Origin of the sequence: Natrialba hulunbeirensis JCM 10989 (assembly GCF_000337575.1) — an archaeon.
In the GTDB taxonomy this organism is placed as follows: Archaea; Halobacteriota; Halobacteria; order Halobacteriales; family Natrialbaceae; genus Natrialba; species Natrialba hulunbeirensis.
In genome coordinates, this window is record NZ_AOIM01000009.1 from 1 (window position 1) to 14,268 (window position 14,268).

Sequence of the window (14,268 nt, forward strand, 5' to 3'; positions counted from 1 at the left end):
GGCGACACTCAGCTGACGCTGCACGACGGAACGAACGTCCTCATCGACGAGGACGACTACAACGCCAAGGACTCGATCGTCGTCGACAACGACGACAAGTCGATCGTCGCTCACTTCCCGTACGAAGAGGGCGCGCTCGTGACGGCCATCCGTGGTAACCACGGTGGCAAGATCGGCGAGATCGTCGAGATCGAGGTCGCTCAAAGCAGCGGATCGAACATCGTCACCGTGGAAACGGACGACGGTGCCTTCGAGACCGTCGAGGAGTACGTCGTCGTCATCGACGAGAACTTCACGGGTGATGACGAATGAGCGAAGCCGACAGCGGATTCCACGAGATGCGCGAACCGCGCGTCGAGAAGGTCGTCGTCCACATGGGCGTCGGTCAGGGTGGTCGCGAACTCGGCAAGGCAGAAGACATCATCGAAGAAGTCACCGAACAGCAGAGTGTCCGCACGCAGGCAAAGCGGACCGAGCCTGACTTCGGTATCCGCCAGGGCGACCCGATCGGGACGAAGGTCACCCTTCGCGGAACGGACGCATACGACTTCCTCGAGAAGGCACTGCCGCTCGCGACGCTGTCCGCGACGCAGTTCGACGACACGGGCAACTTTAGCTTCGGCGTCGAGGAACACACCGAGTTCCCGAGCCAGGAGTACGACCCGAACGTCGGGATTTACGGCATGGACGTCACCGTCAACCTGGTCCGCCCAGGCTACCGCGTCGCCAAGCGCGACAAGGCAAGCCGTTCGATCCCGTCGAGTCATCGACTCACCCCCGAGGACGCAATCGCGTTCATCGAGGCGAACTTCGACGCAGACGTCTCCACGGAGGACGACGATGAGTGAAAGCGAACAGGGACCGGAAACGGAATCGGAAGCGACTGACGCAGGTGACCGCACCGGAGAGCACGCCGCAAAGCGCACCGGACAGGAAGCGGCCTGTCAGCGCTGTGGCCGTAAACAGGGGCTCGTCGGCAAGTACGACATCAACCTCTGTCGCCAGTGCTTCCGCGAGATTGCCCGCGACATGGGATTCAAGAAGTATCGATAATATGACTGGAAACGATCCACTCAGCAACGCGCTCTCGGGACTCGACAACGCCGAGAGCGTGGGGCATCTCAGCCACGAGGTAACACCCGCCTCGAACGAGATCGGCAGCGTACTCGAGGTCTTCTACGACCGCGGGTACATCGACGGCTTCGAGTACGTCGACGACGGTAAAGCCGGTCAGTTCGAGGTCGAACTGAAAGGAGCGATCAACGAGTGTGGCCCCGTCAAGCCCCGCTACAGCGCCGGTGCTGAAGACTTCGAGAAGTGGGAGAAGCGATTCCTCCCGGCTCGAGACTTCGGCGCGCTGGTCGTCACGACGAGTGACGGCATCATGAGCCACTACGAGGCTCGTGAGAAGGGGATTGGTGGCCAGGTGATCGCATACGTCTACTAACCATGCGAGTTGAACTGGACATCCCCGACAACGTAACCGTCGAGATCGACCACCTCGACGTGACCGTCGACGGACCGGAAGGCAGCGTCACCCGCCGCCTCTGGTACCCCGACGTGACCGTCGATGTGGAGGACGACACCGTGGTCATCGAAAGCGACGCCGAGGACGCGAAGACGAACGCGACCGTCGGCACCTTCGAGAGCCACATTTCGAACGCCTTCCACGGCGTGACCTCCGGCTGGGAGTACAAGATGGAAGTCTTCTACTCTCACTTCCCGATGCAGGTCCGCGCCGAAGGCGACGAAGTCGTCATCGAGAACTTCCTCGGCGAAAAGGCAGCGCGACGTACGACTATCCACGGTGACACCAACGTCTCCGTCGACGACGAACGCCTCGTCCTCTCCGGTCCGAACAAGGAGGACGTCGGCCAGACGGCGGCAGACATCGAGCAATTGACGAAAGTCAAGGGCAAGGACACCCGCGTCTTCCAGGACGGGGTCTACATCACCGAAAAACCCGCCGCAGGAGGTGCCTGATAGATGGCAGACGAAGACGACAGCCCACAGGAACTCGAGGACATCAGCGGCGTCGGTGCCAGCAAGGCAGACGCCCTTCGTGAGGCCGGCTTCGAGTCCATCGAGGACGTCAAGGAAGCCGACCAGGACGAACTGGCAGAAGCCGACGGCGTCGGCAACGCGCTCGCAGCGCGTATCAAGGCTGACGTCGGCGATCTCGAGGTCTCCGAGGAGACCGAGGCCGAGATCGAAGACGAAGGCGTCGACGAAGCTGACGAAGAAGTCGACGACGACGTCGAAACCGAACTGCAGGCCCGCGGCCTGACCGAGAAGACGCCGGAGCTTTCCGACGAGGAAGCACGGCTCCTTCAGCGCCGCAAGAGCGAAGGCAAGCCGCAGTTCAACCGACAGGACTACCACAAGAAAAAGCGCACGCCGGAATCCTGGCGACGCCCACGCGGTCAGCTCTCGAAGCAACGCAAGGGCGTCAAGGGCAAGGGCCCCAAGGTCCAGGCCGGCTACCGCACCCCAGAACCCGTTCGGGGCAAGCACCCGAGCGGCTTCGAGGAAGTCTACGTCGAGAACGTCGACGACCTCGAAGGAGTCGACGGCGACACGGAAGCAGCCCGTATCTCCTCGTCCGTTGGCGCACGCAAGCGCGAGCGCATCGAGGAAGTCGCCGAAGACCAGGGCGTTCGCGTCCTGAACCCAACGTACGAAGAGGTCGAGGTGGAATCCGATGACTGATCTGTCCGCACAGAAACGACTCGCAGCCGACGTCTTAGACGTCGGTCAGAATCGTGTCTGGTTCGACCCTGACTCCCAGGCTGACATCGCCGAAGCGATCACCCGCGACGAGATCCGCGAACTCGTCCAGGACGGTCGCATTCAGGCGAAAGACGCCACGGGCAACTCCCGCGGTCGCGCACGCGAGCGTAACGCAAAGCGTGCCTACGGCCACAAGAAGGGGCCCGGCAAGCGCCGCGGTAAGAAGGGCGCACGCCAGAACGAGAAAGACGACTGGCAGAACAAGATCCGCGCACAGCGACGGAAGCTGCGCGAACTCCGCGACAAGGGCGAACTGACGCCCACGCAGTACCGCGAGCTCTACAAGAAGGCTGGCGGTGGGGAGTTCCGTAGCGTCCGGTACCTGTTGAACTACATCGACGAAAACTACGGTGACCAATAATGGCGACAGGACCACGATACAAAGTGCCGATGCGGCGTCGCCGTGAGGTCCGGACGGACTACCACCAGAGGTTGCGCCTGCTGAAATCGGGTAAGCCCCGCCTCGTTGCCCGCAAGAGCAACAAGCACACTACGGCGCAGCTGATCGTTCCCGGACCTCAGGGGGACGAGACGCTCGCAAGCGCACACTCGAGTGATCTCGAGGAGTACGGCTGGGACGCACCCACGAGTAACATTTCCGCGGCGTACCTGACCGGCCTGCTGGCCGGCCAGCGCGCCGTCGAGAACGGTGTCGAGGAGGCAGTCCTCGACATCGGCCTCAACACGGCGACGCCCGGTAACAAGGTGTTCGCAGTGCAGGAAGGTGCAATCGACGCCGGTCTCGAGATCCCGCACAACGACAGCGTGCTCGCAGACTGGTCGCGTACCCGCGGCGAACACATCGCCGAGTACGCAGAACAGCTCGATGAGCCGCTGTACAGCGGCGACTTCGACGCAACAGAACTGCCAGAACACTTCGACGAGGTACGAGAGGCGATTCTCGAATGAGCAACTACAACGACAGCGGATGGGAACCCGTTACCCGTCTCGGTCGGATGGTTCAGGAGGGCGAAATCGACACGATGGAGGACGCCCTCAACTCCGGACTCCCGCTCAAGGAGCCCGAACTCGTCGACCAGCTCCTCCCCGGACTGGACGACGAAGTGCTGGACATCAACATGGTCCAGCGCATGACCGACTCCGGACGACGCGTGAAGTTCCGCTGCGTCGTCGCCGTCGGCAACCGCGATGGCTACGTCGGCTACGCGGAAGGCCGAGACGACCAGGTCGGGTCTGCCATCCAGAAGGCAATCGGTATCGCGAAGCTGAACATCATCAAGGTCCCGCGTGGCTCCGGTTCGTGGGAGGACCGTTCGGACCGTCCACACTCGCTGACCCGCCAGACGACCGGCAAGGCCGGCTCCGTCGAGGTCGAGGTCATCCCAGCCCCCGAAGGGCTCGGACTCGCTGCGAGTGACACGGTTCACGCCGTCCTCGATCTCGCCGGCATCGAAAACGCCTGGACCAAGAGTCACGGCAACACCCGCACGACGGTGAACCTCGCGAAGGCGACGTTCAACGCACTCGAGAACGCCTCGCAGTCGCGCCAGCCACAGATGCGCGGTGCCAGCGGTGACAGCGACGAAGCCGAGGTGGCTGACCAATGAAGGCTGTCGTTCAGGTCCGCGGTGAGGTAAACCGCAACCAGGATATCCAGGACACCCTGGAGATGCTCAACATCCACGAGAACAACCACTGCGCGCTCGTTCCCGAGACCGACGCCTACGTCGGCATGGTCAACAAGGTCAACGACTTCGTTGCCCACGGGGAGCCTGACGCCGAGATACTCGAGACGCTGCTCGCCAAGCGAGCGGAGCCACTCGAGGGGCGCCAGTCTGACGTGGACGAGGAGTGGCTCGCCGAGAACACCGACTACGACGAGTTCGGTGCGCTCGCCGAGGCGCTCCTTGAGGAGGAAACGACCCTTCGCGAGCAGGGACTGTCGCCGACGCTGCGACTGCACCCACCGCGTGGCGGTCACGACGGGATCAAGAAGCCGACCGCGGAGGGCGGTCAACTCGGAAAGCATACAACCGAGGAAATTAACGTCCTGTTAGAATCGATGCGATAACAATGACGAGCAAAAAACGACGCCAGCGTGGATCGCGCACCCACAGCGGTGGCTCCCACAAGAATCGACGTGGAGCAGGCCATCGTGGTGGACGCGGACGCGCCGGGCGAAGCAAACACGAGTTCCACAACTACGAACCGAAGGGCAAACACGGCTTCAAGCGACCGCAGGGGATCCGCGAGAACGTCGCGGAGATCGACATCCAGAAGCTGGATGAAGATGCGATCCTCTATGTCGCCGAGGATGAAGCCGAAGAGACTGACGACGGCTACCGACTCGACGCACGCGATATCGTCGAGGATGGCCACGAGGTCGATGTCGTCAAGGTGCTTGGCTCCGGACAGGTCCGGAACGCACTCGAAGTGACGGCTGACGCATTCTCCGATGCAGCCCGCGAGAAGATCGAGGCTGCCGGTGGCGAAGCCGTCCTTTCCGAGCGTGCACAGGAAGCGGCCGAAGCAGAGGCGCAAGCCGACGCCGACGCTGAAGGCGACGAACAGGACGAGGAGTAACATATGGGATGGAAGGAAGCCGCTGAACCGGTCTTAACACGGATGCCCGCAGTGCGCCGTCCAGAGGGGCACGTCCCCTTCAAGCGCAAGCTGGCGTGGACGGCCGGCATCCTGATGTTGTACTTCTTCCTGACGAACATCCAGCTGCTCGGCATCGAAGCCGGGCAGGCAGACGACCTCTTCGGGGAGTTCCGTGCCGTCCTCGCGGGCGAGCACATGTCCCTGTTGCAGGTCGGTATCGGACCGATCGTCACGGCAAGCATCGTCTTGCAGTTGCTCGGTGGTGCAAACCTGTTGGGTCTCGATACGGACGACCCACGTGATCAGGTCCTCTACCAGGGACTGCAGAAACTGCTCGTCATCGTGATGACGGCGTTAACTGCGCTTCCGATGGTGTTCGCCGGCGGCTTCCTGCCAGCTCAGCAGTCGCTCACGCTCGGCGGATTCACCTTCGATAGCACCCAGATCCAGCTGCTGATGTTCACCCAGATCTTCATCGGCGGCGTCCTCATCCTCTACATGGACGAGGTCGTCAGCAAGTGGGGCGTCGGCAGCGGGATCGGCCTGTTCATCATCGCCGGCGTGAGCCAGCGCCTCGTAACCGGGTTCATCCAGCCCACTGAAGGTGGGTTCTTCTACAACTGGTACCTGATCCTCACGGGTCAGATGGAGGTCGGTTCGCTGGTCTCCGGTGACGGGTTGTACACCCTGTTGATGAGTGACGGCGGACAGATCATCGCGCTACTGACGACGCTGCTGATATTCGCGATCGTCGTCTACGCGGAGTCCGTGCGGGTGGAGATCCCACTCAGCCACGCCCGTGTGAAGGGTGCTCGTGGTCGCTTCCCAGTGAAGCTCATCTACGCGAGCGTCCTGCCGATGATCCTCGTTCGGGCGCTGCAGGCCAACATCCAGTTCATGGGCCAGATCCTCAACAGCCAGACCGGTGACTCGACCGTCATCTCGCTCTTTGGTCGAGAGCTGCCGTGGCTCGGAACCTACTCTGACGGCCAGCCCGTCGGTGGATTCTTCTACTACACGGCACCGATCTACGATACCACCGACTGGATGTGGTGGACTGGTGAAGTCGCCCAGGAAGCCTGGATGGTGATGATCCGCATCGGCGTCGACCTGACGTTCATGGTCATCGGCGGTGCCATCTTCGCCATCTTCTGGGTCGAAACCACCAACATGGGCCCCGAAGCGACCGCCCAGCAGATCCAGAACTCTGGCATGCAGATCCCCGGCTTCCGACAGAACGTCGGCGTCATCGAGAAGGTCATGGAGCGGTACATTCCGCAGGTGACCGTCATCGGTGGCGCACTCGTCGGCCTGCTCGCCGTCTGGGCGAACATGCTCGGGACGATCGGTGCAGTTACCGGGACCGGCCTGCTGCTGGCCGTCTCCATTACCTACAAGCTCTACGAGGAGATTGCCGAAGAGCAGATGATGGAGATGCACCCGATGATGCGCGAGATGTTCGGTAAAGAGTAGACTGTTCCCACGCAGTCTCTTGCGGTTCTTCGATTTCTCGTCTGACGCTGTTTTGCGGTCTATGGTCAGTTCACCTTCGCGCCATCTCGTCCCGTGAGACACGTCTCAGTAGATTCCGGCCAGTAGGTGTAGTCTCTTCCTCGTCTGTCGGGTGCCGTCCTCTTGTCCTGTGTCTCTCGGCTCTCATTGCTCACCACTCTACGCTTGTCCCTCATTACTCCCCACTCCGCTCTCGTCTCTCACCACTACCACTCACTACTCCGCTCTCGACTCGCAGCTCTCGCCTGCTGTGGCTGTGCCTTCTCGAACCCACACCCTGCTAGCTGTTCGTGTTGTTCTCCGCAAGCCACGACATAACGGTCCGCTCAGCAATCGCACCGTACTCGAGTCGCTACTGACTCGTGTTCGATTCAGAGCAGGAGCAGTGGACGACAGTAGGAGACCGAACGTCACACCGGGCCAGACAAAAGCACATTCGATGATTTCGAACTCATCCTCCCTCACTCTTGGTGCCCCGTTCGACGACGATTTCCTCGCCGTCCCAGCCCCCAACGCCGTGGAGCGTCGTCTTGTCGTCGACGACCGGAAGCGACTCGAGTTCCCGCCCGGGCGCATCCCGGTCCACCGTTTCGGAGAGACCGAGGTCGGCGACGTGAACGTATGTCCGCTCGGGCTGGTCTTCGACCGCCGTTCCGCCCGGAACGAGCTCGGCCGGTCCGACCTGATCGACCAGGGTTCCCAGATCCTCGACGGTTGCGCCACTGGTAATGCGGACAGTATCGTCACCCAGTTCAACGCTCGTTCGCGTGAGGTCGAGATTCCACTCCTCGAGAATGTCGACGAACTCCGACCCGGTCTGACCGCCGAGCGGGTCCGGACCGAGCGACTCCGTGATGAAGCCGAGGGTTCGGTCGGCAACCGTCGACTGCGGGAGTTCGAACTCGCCGTGTAGGTCGAGTTCCCCATCGACATCCGTGGCAGCGAGCGAGAACGAAACCGCTGCAGGGTCTTCGAACCCGCGGTCCGTGCGTTCCTCGACGTAGTCGCTCCAGTTATCGGTCGTCCCCGTCACTGTCGCGTCGACTGTCGCCTGCGGGACGGCTGCCGTCTGCTCGTGATCGCTGTCTCCTTCCTCGTCGACATCGACTACATCGATCGACGCGTTCCACTCGGTTGTCGTCCGGAGATTCGCTGCGGTCTGTGCAGCTAGCGTCTCCGCTACGCGTTCGTCGGACGTCAGGTTCGCTGCTGGCGTGTCGTCCGTCGTGTTGGCAGCCGTCCCGTTCTCGTCTCCAGAGACAGTCACACCCGCCAGTGCCCGCGCCGTTTCCTGATAGTTCCCGATCGCGACCTCCCAATCGATCACCGTTCGCGTCTCCGTCTCCGTGTGCGTCGTCGTCCGCGACACCGTGACCGTCTCGAGGTCGAGCGCCGTCACCCCGCTCGCGATTTCGGACGCCTCCTGTGTGGACACCTGGGAGTGCTCAGCCAGTTCGGTCGCCAACATCGCCTCGATTCCGTCGTCGATCCCCGTGTACGTCACGGTGTACTCGAGTTCGAGACGAGCCGTTTCGGTCCCATCTTCGCCCCCTCCGTTCTCCACGACCGCGTACTCGTGGTGGTGGAGTTCTACGTCGCTTTCGCCGTCGAACGCTGCAGCGATGGTGTCGTACTCTGCTTCGAGTGCGTTCGAGAGTGCTGTCTGGTCTGAGAGGACGGCGTCGTCTCCCGCGTCGCCAGTCGTGTTCACGTACTCGAGTTGACTGACGGAGAGCCGGTAGCCGTCGGAGAGTCCGTCGTCAGTGAGCGTGAGCTCGGTGGTCGCAGCGGGCGTCGTGTTTCCGACCGCTTCTGGATCCGAGACTGGTTCCTCCGACGCTCGCTCGTGAACGACAGCCCACTTCCCACTCGTGGTCACGGTTTCGGGCGTCATTTCCATCGTTCCGCTCGTCTCCGCGGATGTCGGCGGCTCCGAAACGGACTGCACCGGCGTTCCCTGTTGTGCTCGCGTCGTCTCCGTTGCCTCCGCACCCATTGGTCCCGGCATCTCGGTGAGCGGCATCGTACTCGAGAGCGAGGCGTCGAACTCGTTTGCGTCCGGTGAGTATTCGCCGTCGACGTCGATCGCCAACTCGGTCTCGCCGGTGGGCTGGGCGAACAATTGGTCGAGACTCTGCTCGAGGTCGAACGATCCCAGTGCGGTCGTTTCCGTCGGCTCGTCATCACCGGCAGAACTGTCGGAGTCGCCTGCTGCGAGTTCGCTTGCGGACCCGCCTGACAGCCCCAGCAAGAGCTCCGTGAGCTGTTGTGTGACGTCCGCACCGAGCTGGGTCGATCCGTCCGCCGAATCGGATTCGTAGACAAGTACGCCGCTGTCGTCAGCCAGGAGGTAGAGTTCGTCCGCGTGCCCCATCTCGTCTGCAGCCGCTTCTGGGGTGTCGTAGGTCGTCATGTGCGGTGGGGTGTCGGCGGTGAGCAGCGACTCCGCCGGAGCCTCGCCGTAGGTGTAGGTAAATCCGAGACTCAGGACGGCGATTCCAGCGAGGACGGCAATGCCGACGGCGATGAGGAGCTCTCGCCGGCTGGTCGAGCCGCGGTCGTCGTGCTGGAACCGCCGCTGTGTCATATGATGCAGTTGCGACCCGGTCGTTATAAAAACACGATATTACGTGTGATCGTCCACGAGCGTGGACTATCGCTCTTTCTGTTACGGATGGTGCAGAACGTGTGAGTACGCTGGCGCTGTCGTACGGTCAGGAGAGCGCCATTGTCACTGGATAAACGAAACGAATGGAGAGGAGGGGAACGAATACGTAACGAACGGATAGCTGAGGGATGAGCGGTGAGAGACAGAGCGCGAGAAAGAGGGTGAGAAATACGAGCAAAAACGAACCGGTCGTCGGCCGATACCCGCTGGGAGACCGATTACTGAATGGAGTATCCCGCTGCGATGGTGAGCAGGAACACCATGAACACGGCGGTCGCCATCATGTACGTGATGGACCGCGGCTCTTCGATCAGGTGCTGGTAGTAGGCAGCGATCAGTCCAATCTTGGCTACTGCGAGCAGTATCGTCCCGCCGATTGCGATCGAGTACGCGAAGTCGAACTCGAAGAAGACGAACTTCCCCGTACCCAGTACCAACAGCAGGACGTAAATGATGGTGTACGTTCGAAGGTCAGCCATTAGCGTAGAATTGTGAGCGTCGGTTACTTATACCTTCCTCATGCGCCCCGTCACACCGGTGTGGTGGCGATTATGTTCGTCTACGTGTTCGTGCTGGATCGTCGCTGTCGCTCATCGCGTATCAGTCATCCAAACTGGCGGCACGTTACTATCAAACCGAAACGCAAAATCGGAACCTGTGTAGCGAATCGGCGCTACATCAGGTAGAACAGTGGGAACAGCAGGACCCACACGATGTCGACGAAGTGCCAGTAGAGTCCGAAGAACTCCACCGGACGATGGTCCTCGAGGTATGCATCGACGCTGATGATCCGGTAGATCATGAACACGGCGATGAACAGCCCGAGAATCACGTGGAGTGCGTGCAGGCCGGTCGTGACGTAGTAGATCGAGTACTCGAGGCCGTACCACCAGTACTCGCCGTCAGCGAACTTCATGCTGTACTCGTAGGCCTTCACACCCATGAACGTCAGTCCAAGCAGGAGCGTCGCCGTCATGGCGCCGAGCAGCCCCTTCTTGTTCTTCCGTTCGGCCATCACGAGTGCGAGGATGACCGTGAAACTCGAGGTGAGCAACACGTAGGTGTTGAGCAGGCCGGGCCAGGAGGCAAACGGCACAGTCGTCCACTCGTGCCAGCCCATGTGGATGCGCATGAAGATATACGCACCAATGATGGCACCGAAGACGACGACGTCAGATGCCAGGAACACCCAGACACCGAACTTGGTGTTGCCGACACCGCCGAACGGCCAGCGCTCTGCAATCTTCATCTCCGGCACTTCGAAGCGCTCCATGCCGAATTTGTACAGCGTCACGCCCATGATACCGATCCCGACCAGTGTCAGGATTGGATACATGATATTCGGCTCAGCTGCGATGCCGGTCAGCCCTTCTGGCGGGTTCGGCGTTCCCTCAGCGAAGTCGATGATGTACGGCGTCAGCCCCGATAGACCGAGGAAGAACACGAACGTCCCAACACCGATACCGAACGGCCAGATGCTGGCGTGGTCGGCGTGTTCCTCTTCGTGCTCGATTGCGGCCTCGGCTTGGTTACCCTGTCCGTGTGCGACCCCGCCGTCCGTCGCGGCCGGCGAGTCCTCGACGAACTCGAGTCGGCCGCTGGCGTAGCTTGGTCGGCCGTCCCAATTCTCGAGCGGCGGTGGGGATGGAATCGCCCACTCGGCCGTTCGGGAGAACTCCCACGGGTTGTCGGGAGCGTCGGGGCCGGAGATCCAACTCTTTGCGAGTGTCAGGATCATGATCAGGAACGACGCGCCGAGGATGAACGCCCCGACGGTCGCAACCTGGTGGTAGATCTGGGCACCCTCGGCGAAGTGGAAGACACGGCGTGGCGTCTCCCAGGCGAGGAACATCGGGAAGTACAGCATGTTGAACCCGATGAAGTAGACCGCGAAGTTGAGTTTGCCCAGGGTCTCCGAGTACATCTTTCCGGAGATCTTCGGCCACCAGTAGTAGATCCCACCGACGAGTGCGGTGACCCCTGAAACCATCACGTAGTGGAAGTGGGCGACGACCCAGTAGGTGCCACGGAACTCGTAGTCCAGCACGACGGCACCGAGGAAGACCCCGGTAATACCGCCGAGGATGAACAGCACGAGCGCGCCGAGGCTGAACAGGAACGGGGTCGTAAAGCGCACACGTCCCTTGACCATCGTGTAGATCAGCGCGAAGACCATCAGGTCGAACGGCAGCGAGATCCCGATGGTCGTCGCCATCATCAGCGTCTTGATCTCGAGGTTGATGGTCGTCAGGAACATGTGGTGCATCCAGACGAGGAACGACTGGACGGCCACGAGGACCATCGCGATGATGACCCACTTGCGGCCGACGAGGCGTCGTCCGGTGAACGTCTGGAACGTCTCGAACATGATCCCCAGCGCGGGGAAGAAGACGATGTACACCTCTGGGTGACCGAAGAACCAGAACAGGTGCGCCCACAGCAGGCTCGAGCCCTGGTCGGTCGCGAAGTACTGCGTCAGTAAGACGCGGTCACTCACCAGCAACAGCAGCGCAGCGAGCAGTGCTGCGAAGGCGAACAGCATCATCCAGACGGTCAGGAGCCACGACCAGGTGAACAGCGGCATGTTCCAGAGGCCGAGGCCTTCCGCACGCGAGCGGTGAATCGTTACGAGGAAGTTCACCGTCCCGATCGTGATCGAAATCACGAACAGCATCAGCCCGAGGATGACGGCGTTGCCACCCGTCGTCGCTTCCATCGCGGGTGTGTACGTCGGCACGTTCAGTGGCGCGTACATCGTCCACCCGCCAGCGAAGGTGCCCTGCTGGAAGAACGAGATGATCAGCAGTACGCCCGAGAACAGGTAGAACCAGTAGCTCAGGGCGTTCATCCGCGGGAACGCGAGGTCCTTCGCACCGATCTGCAGCGGTACGAGGTAGTTTGCGAATCCGGAGGCGATCGGTGAGAGGAACCAGAACACCATCAACAGCCCGTGTGTCGTGACTGCCTGGTTGAACTCGTTCCCGCTCAGGATACCGACTCCGCCCGGCTCCCAGAGCTGGATCCGGAAGATCAGCGCCATCGCGCCGCCGAGCAGGAGGAAGAAGATGGCGGTAGCGATGTAGAGGATCCCGACGTCCTTGTGGTTCGTCGTGACGAGCCAGCGCTTGACCGTCGTCATTGGTGGGAGATCAGCCATTATTCGTCACCTCCCTCTTCGGTCTCGTCATCGGTTTCCTCGCCGTCACCGTCGTTCGTTTCGTCCGCTTCGTCGTCAGCTTCCTCTTCCTCATCCTCATCATCAGTTTCGTCGTCTTCAGCTCCCAACTCGACCGTGTAGGTCTCGTCAGTTGGGCCGGTGAAGTCGACAGTCTCCTCGATCGTCTCGAACTCGTCGTCAGTCGAGGTGATGGTCAGCTCGTACGGTCCACCCTGTTCGATCTCGCCGATCGTGATGGAGCCGTTCTCGAACTCATCGTCAGCGTACGTGAAGCTGAGGTCCTCCTCGAACTGATCGTTCTCCTCGTGGACGAGCTCGAGTTCGAAGCCGTCAGTGACGCGTTCTTCAGCTTCGTCCTCGAGTGTAATCTCCATGGTGAGCTGTTCGTCGACCCACTGTTCGAACTCCTCTTCGGAGCGAACATCGACGTCGGCAGTCATGCCGGAGTGGCCGAAGCCACACAGCTCGAAGCACTCGATCAGGTAGTCGCCGTCTTCTTCGGCGACGAACCAGGTTTCGTCAGTTTCGCCCGGGATCGCGTCAGCCTTTACTCGAAGGTCTGAGATCCCGAACGAGTGCCAGACGTCCCGTGATGTCACCTCTGTCCAGATCGGTGTATCAGCAGGGATGACGAGCTCACCGCCGGTCTCGATACCGTTCTCGTATTCGAAGTCCCAGCCGAAGGCCCAGCCTTCGACCTCGACCTCGAGTGTCTCTTCGTCAGGGGTGTCCGGTCCGTCCTCGACGACGAGGAGCATCCCGTAGGACCACACAACCAGCGAAATGACGATGATGGCACTCAGTCCGAACGAGAGGAATAGCTTCTTACCGCCCTGTCCGCCTGTCGGAAGTTCTCCGAGCGTCGGCAGATCCTCGTCGGCCTTCGAGTCGCCGTTATCACGGTACTTGTACGCGTTGTACAAGGTATACGCGATCACGACGACACCGACGAGCGTACCGAGGCCGAGAAACACGAGGAAAATCTCCTCGAAGATATCGACCCGGGTCTGCACCTGCATCGGAGTCGTGTATGCGTTGAAGATCGTATTCACCTCTATTGGAGCCGCCTATATGTCGGACGGTGGTTTCCGGGACCACTTATCTATTTGGAAACGGGCCGACGCGTTCAGAGTTGCCGAATGCTGTCTGTCGATGGCTCGCGTCAGCATAGTCTGCCCGTCGACATGGTCCTCGGGTTGCCTGTTGGAGTCTGTCCTCTTTGTTCTATCGTTGCCGGGGCACGATTTTCGTTAGAATCCTGGAGTATTTCCCCGTCACGAGGCGATCAATGCGAACAGGTTCGGCACAGCTGATTCACGTTGTGGCTGTGTACACATCGGGCTCCGTCTCTCGCGCCCAGTTACGCTCGCGCGCGGATACCTACTGAAATCAGAGAGTCGAGCGTGAAAGGGTATTTACATAGACACACACACTCTCATACACCCATACACACACGCAAAGCCCTACAACGCGCCCCAACGGGCCACTACCAGTCCTCGCAGCGACGTACCCACAGACCCCGATAACCACCTCTCTCAGCGCACTGGACAGAGCG

At 61.0% G+C, this 14,268-nt stretch carries 15 protein-coding genes and 1 pseudogene; 12 read left to right on the forward strand and 4 right to left on the reverse strand.

The window, feature by feature from the left end; genetic code table 11:
- The 12 genes and pseudogenes from C483_RS01260 to secY all read left to right on the forward strand — a co-directional run.
- Positions 1–312: pseudogene (locus tag C483_RS01260) on the forward strand (30S ribosomal protein S4e); the annotation flags it as partial.
- Positions 309–848, forward strand: coding sequence for a 50S ribosomal protein L5 (locus C483_RS01265; RefSeq protein ID WP_006651534.1), 540 nt, complete (start codon positions 309–311; stop codon positions 846–848). The pseudogene C483_RS01260 and the gene C483_RS01265, both read left to right, overlap by 4 nt.
- The gene (locus C483_RS01270) at positions 841–1,053 is read left to right on the forward strand and encodes a 30S ribosomal protein S14 (protein WP_004213682.1); all 213 of its coding nucleotides are present in this window, start codon (positions 841–843) and stop codon (positions 1,051–1,053) included. Before C483_RS01265 ends, C483_RS01270 begins: the two co-directional genes overlap by 8 nt.
- Position 1,054: 1 nt before the next feature.
- Complete coding sequence (locus C483_RS01275; RefSeq protein ID WP_006651535.1) at positions 1,055–1,447, forward strand: 30S ribosomal protein S8; 393 nt, start codon at positions 1,055–1,057, stop codon at positions 1,445–1,447.
- 2 nt (positions 1,448–1,449) lie between these two features.
- Positions 1,450–1,983, forward strand: coding sequence for a 50S ribosomal protein L6 (locus tag C483_RS01280; protein ID WP_006651536.1), 534 nt, complete (start codon positions 1,450–1,452; stop codon positions 1,981–1,983).
- Positions 1,984–1,986: 3 nt separating this feature from the next.
- Positions 1,987–2,709, forward strand: coding sequence for a 50S ribosomal protein L32e (locus C483_RS01285; protein ID WP_006651537.1), 723 nt, complete (start codon positions 1,987–1,989; stop codon positions 2,707–2,709).
- Positions 2,702–3,151, forward strand: a complete 450-nt coding sequence (locus C483_RS01290) for a 50S ribosomal protein L19e (RefSeq protein WP_006651538.1) — start codon at positions 2,702–2,704, stop codon at positions 3,149–3,151. Before C483_RS01285 ends, C483_RS01290 begins: the two co-directional genes overlap by 8 nt.
- Complete coding sequence (locus C483_RS01295) at positions 3,151–3,699, forward strand: 50S ribosomal protein L18 (RefSeq protein ID WP_006651539.1); 549 nt, start codon at positions 3,151–3,153, stop codon at positions 3,697–3,699. The genes C483_RS01290 and C483_RS01295 overlap by 1 nt, the downstream gene beginning before the upstream one ends.
- Positions 3,696–4,358, forward strand: a complete 663-nt coding sequence (locus C483_RS01300; RefSeq protein ID WP_006651540.1) for a 30S ribosomal protein S5 — start codon at positions 3,696–3,698, stop codon at positions 4,356–4,358. The genes C483_RS01295 and C483_RS01300 overlap by 4 nt, the downstream gene beginning before the upstream one ends.
- Positions 4,355–4,822 carry a 50S ribosomal protein L30 gene (locus C483_RS01305; RefSeq protein ID WP_006651541.1) on the forward strand — a complete coding sequence of 156 codons (468 nt, stop codon included), beginning with the start codon at positions 4,355–4,357 and terminating at the stop codon, positions 4,820–4,822. The genes C483_RS01300 and C483_RS01305 overlap by 4 nt, the downstream gene beginning before the upstream one ends.
- Positions 4,823–4,824: 2 nt before the next feature.
- Complete coding sequence (locus C483_RS01310; RefSeq protein WP_006651542.1) at positions 4,825–5,334, forward strand: uL15m family ribosomal protein; 510 nt, start codon at positions 4,825–4,827, stop codon at positions 5,332–5,334.
- Positions 5,335–5,337: 3 nt separating this feature from the next.
- Complete coding sequence (gene secY, locus C483_RS01315) at positions 5,338–6,828, forward strand: preprotein translocase subunit SecY (RefSeq protein WP_006651543.1); 1,491 nt, start codon at positions 5,338–5,340, stop codon at positions 6,826–6,828.
- Positions 6,829–7,318: 490 nt separating this feature from the next.
- Here secY and C483_RS01320 read toward each other — a convergent pair whose 3' ends face one another.
- From C483_RS01320 to coxB, 4 genes are all read right to left on the reverse strand, one after another.
- A complete protein-coding gene (locus C483_RS01320) occupies positions 7,319–9,454 on the reverse strand; it encodes a hypothetical protein (RefSeq protein WP_006651544.1) in 2,136 nt (711 codons plus the stop codon).
- A 299-nt stretch (positions 9,455–9,753) separates the two neighbouring features.
- Complete coding sequence (locus C483_RS01325; protein WP_006651545.1) at positions 9,754–10,014, reverse strand: cytochrome C oxidase subunit IV family protein; 261 nt, start codon at positions 10,012–10,014, stop codon at positions 9,754–9,756.
- A 194-nt stretch (positions 10,015–10,208) separates the two neighbouring features.
- The gene (locus tag C483_RS01330) at positions 10,209–12,692 is read right to left on the reverse strand and encodes a cbb3-type cytochrome c oxidase subunit I (RefSeq protein WP_006651546.1); all 2,484 of its coding nucleotides are present in this window, start codon (positions 12,690–12,692) and stop codon (positions 10,209–10,211) included.
- A complete protein-coding gene (gene coxB, locus C483_RS01335) occupies positions 12,692–13,732 on the reverse strand; it encodes a cytochrome c oxidase subunit II (RefSeq protein ID WP_006651547.1) in 1,041 nt (346 codons plus the stop codon). The genes C483_RS01330 and coxB overlap by 1 nt, the downstream gene beginning before the upstream one ends.
- Positions 13,733–14,268 lie beyond the last annotated feature (536 nt).

Bases quoted from the DNA above. Each gene is read 5' to 3' on its own strand.
- C483_RS01265 (WP_006651534.1), top strand. From the start codon at position 309: ATGAGCGAAGCCGACAGCGGATTCCACGAGATGCGCGAACCGCGCGTC.
- C483_RS01270 (WP_004213682.1), top strand. From the start codon at position 841: ATGAGTGAAAGCGAACAGGGACCGGAAACGGAATCGGAAGCGACTGAC.
- C483_RS01275 (WP_006651535.1), top strand. From the start codon at position 1,055: ATGACTGGAAACGATCCACTCAGCAACGCGCTCTCGGGACTCGACAAC.
- C483_RS01280 (WP_006651536.1), top strand. From the start codon at position 1,450: ATGCGAGTTGAACTGGACATCCCCGACAACGTAACCGTCGAGATCGAC.
- C483_RS01285 (WP_006651537.1), top strand. From the start codon at position 1,987: ATGGCAGACGAAGACGACAGCCCACAGGAACTCGAGGACATCAGCGGC.
- C483_RS01290 (WP_006651538.1), top strand. From the start codon at position 2,702: ATGACTGATCTGTCCGCACAGAAACGACTCGCAGCCGACGTCTTAGAC.
- C483_RS01295 (WP_006651539.1), top strand. From the start codon at position 3,151: ATGGCGACAGGACCACGATACAAAGTGCCGATGCGGCGTCGCCGTGAG.
- C483_RS01300 (WP_006651540.1), top strand. From the start codon at position 3,696: ATGAGCAACTACAACGACAGCGGATGGGAACCCGTTACCCGTCTCGGT.
- C483_RS01305 (WP_006651541.1), top strand. From the start codon at position 4,355: ATGAAGGCTGTCGTTCAGGTCCGCGGTGAGGTAAACCGCAACCAGGAT.
- C483_RS01310 (WP_006651542.1), top strand. From the start codon at position 4,825: ATGACGAGCAAAAAACGACGCCAGCGTGGATCGCGCACCCACAGCGGT.
- secY (WP_006651543.1), top strand. From the start codon at position 5,338: ATGGGATGGAAGGAAGCCGCTGAACCGGTCTTAACACGGATGCCCGCA.
- C483_RS01320 (WP_006651544.1), bottom strand. From the start codon at position 9,454: ATGACACAGCGGCGGTTCCAGCACGACGACCGCGGCTCGACCAGCCGG.
- C483_RS01325 (WP_006651545.1), bottom strand. From the start codon at position 10,014: ATGGCTGACCTTCGAACGTACACCATCATTTACGTCCTGCTGTTGGTA.
- C483_RS01330 (WP_006651546.1), bottom strand. From the start codon at position 12,692: ATGGCTGATCTCCCACCAATGACGACGGTCAAGCGCTGGCTCGTCACG.
- coxB (WP_006651547.1), bottom strand. From the start codon at position 13,732: ATGCAGGTGCAGACCCGGGTCGATATCTTCGAGGAGATTTTCCTCGTG.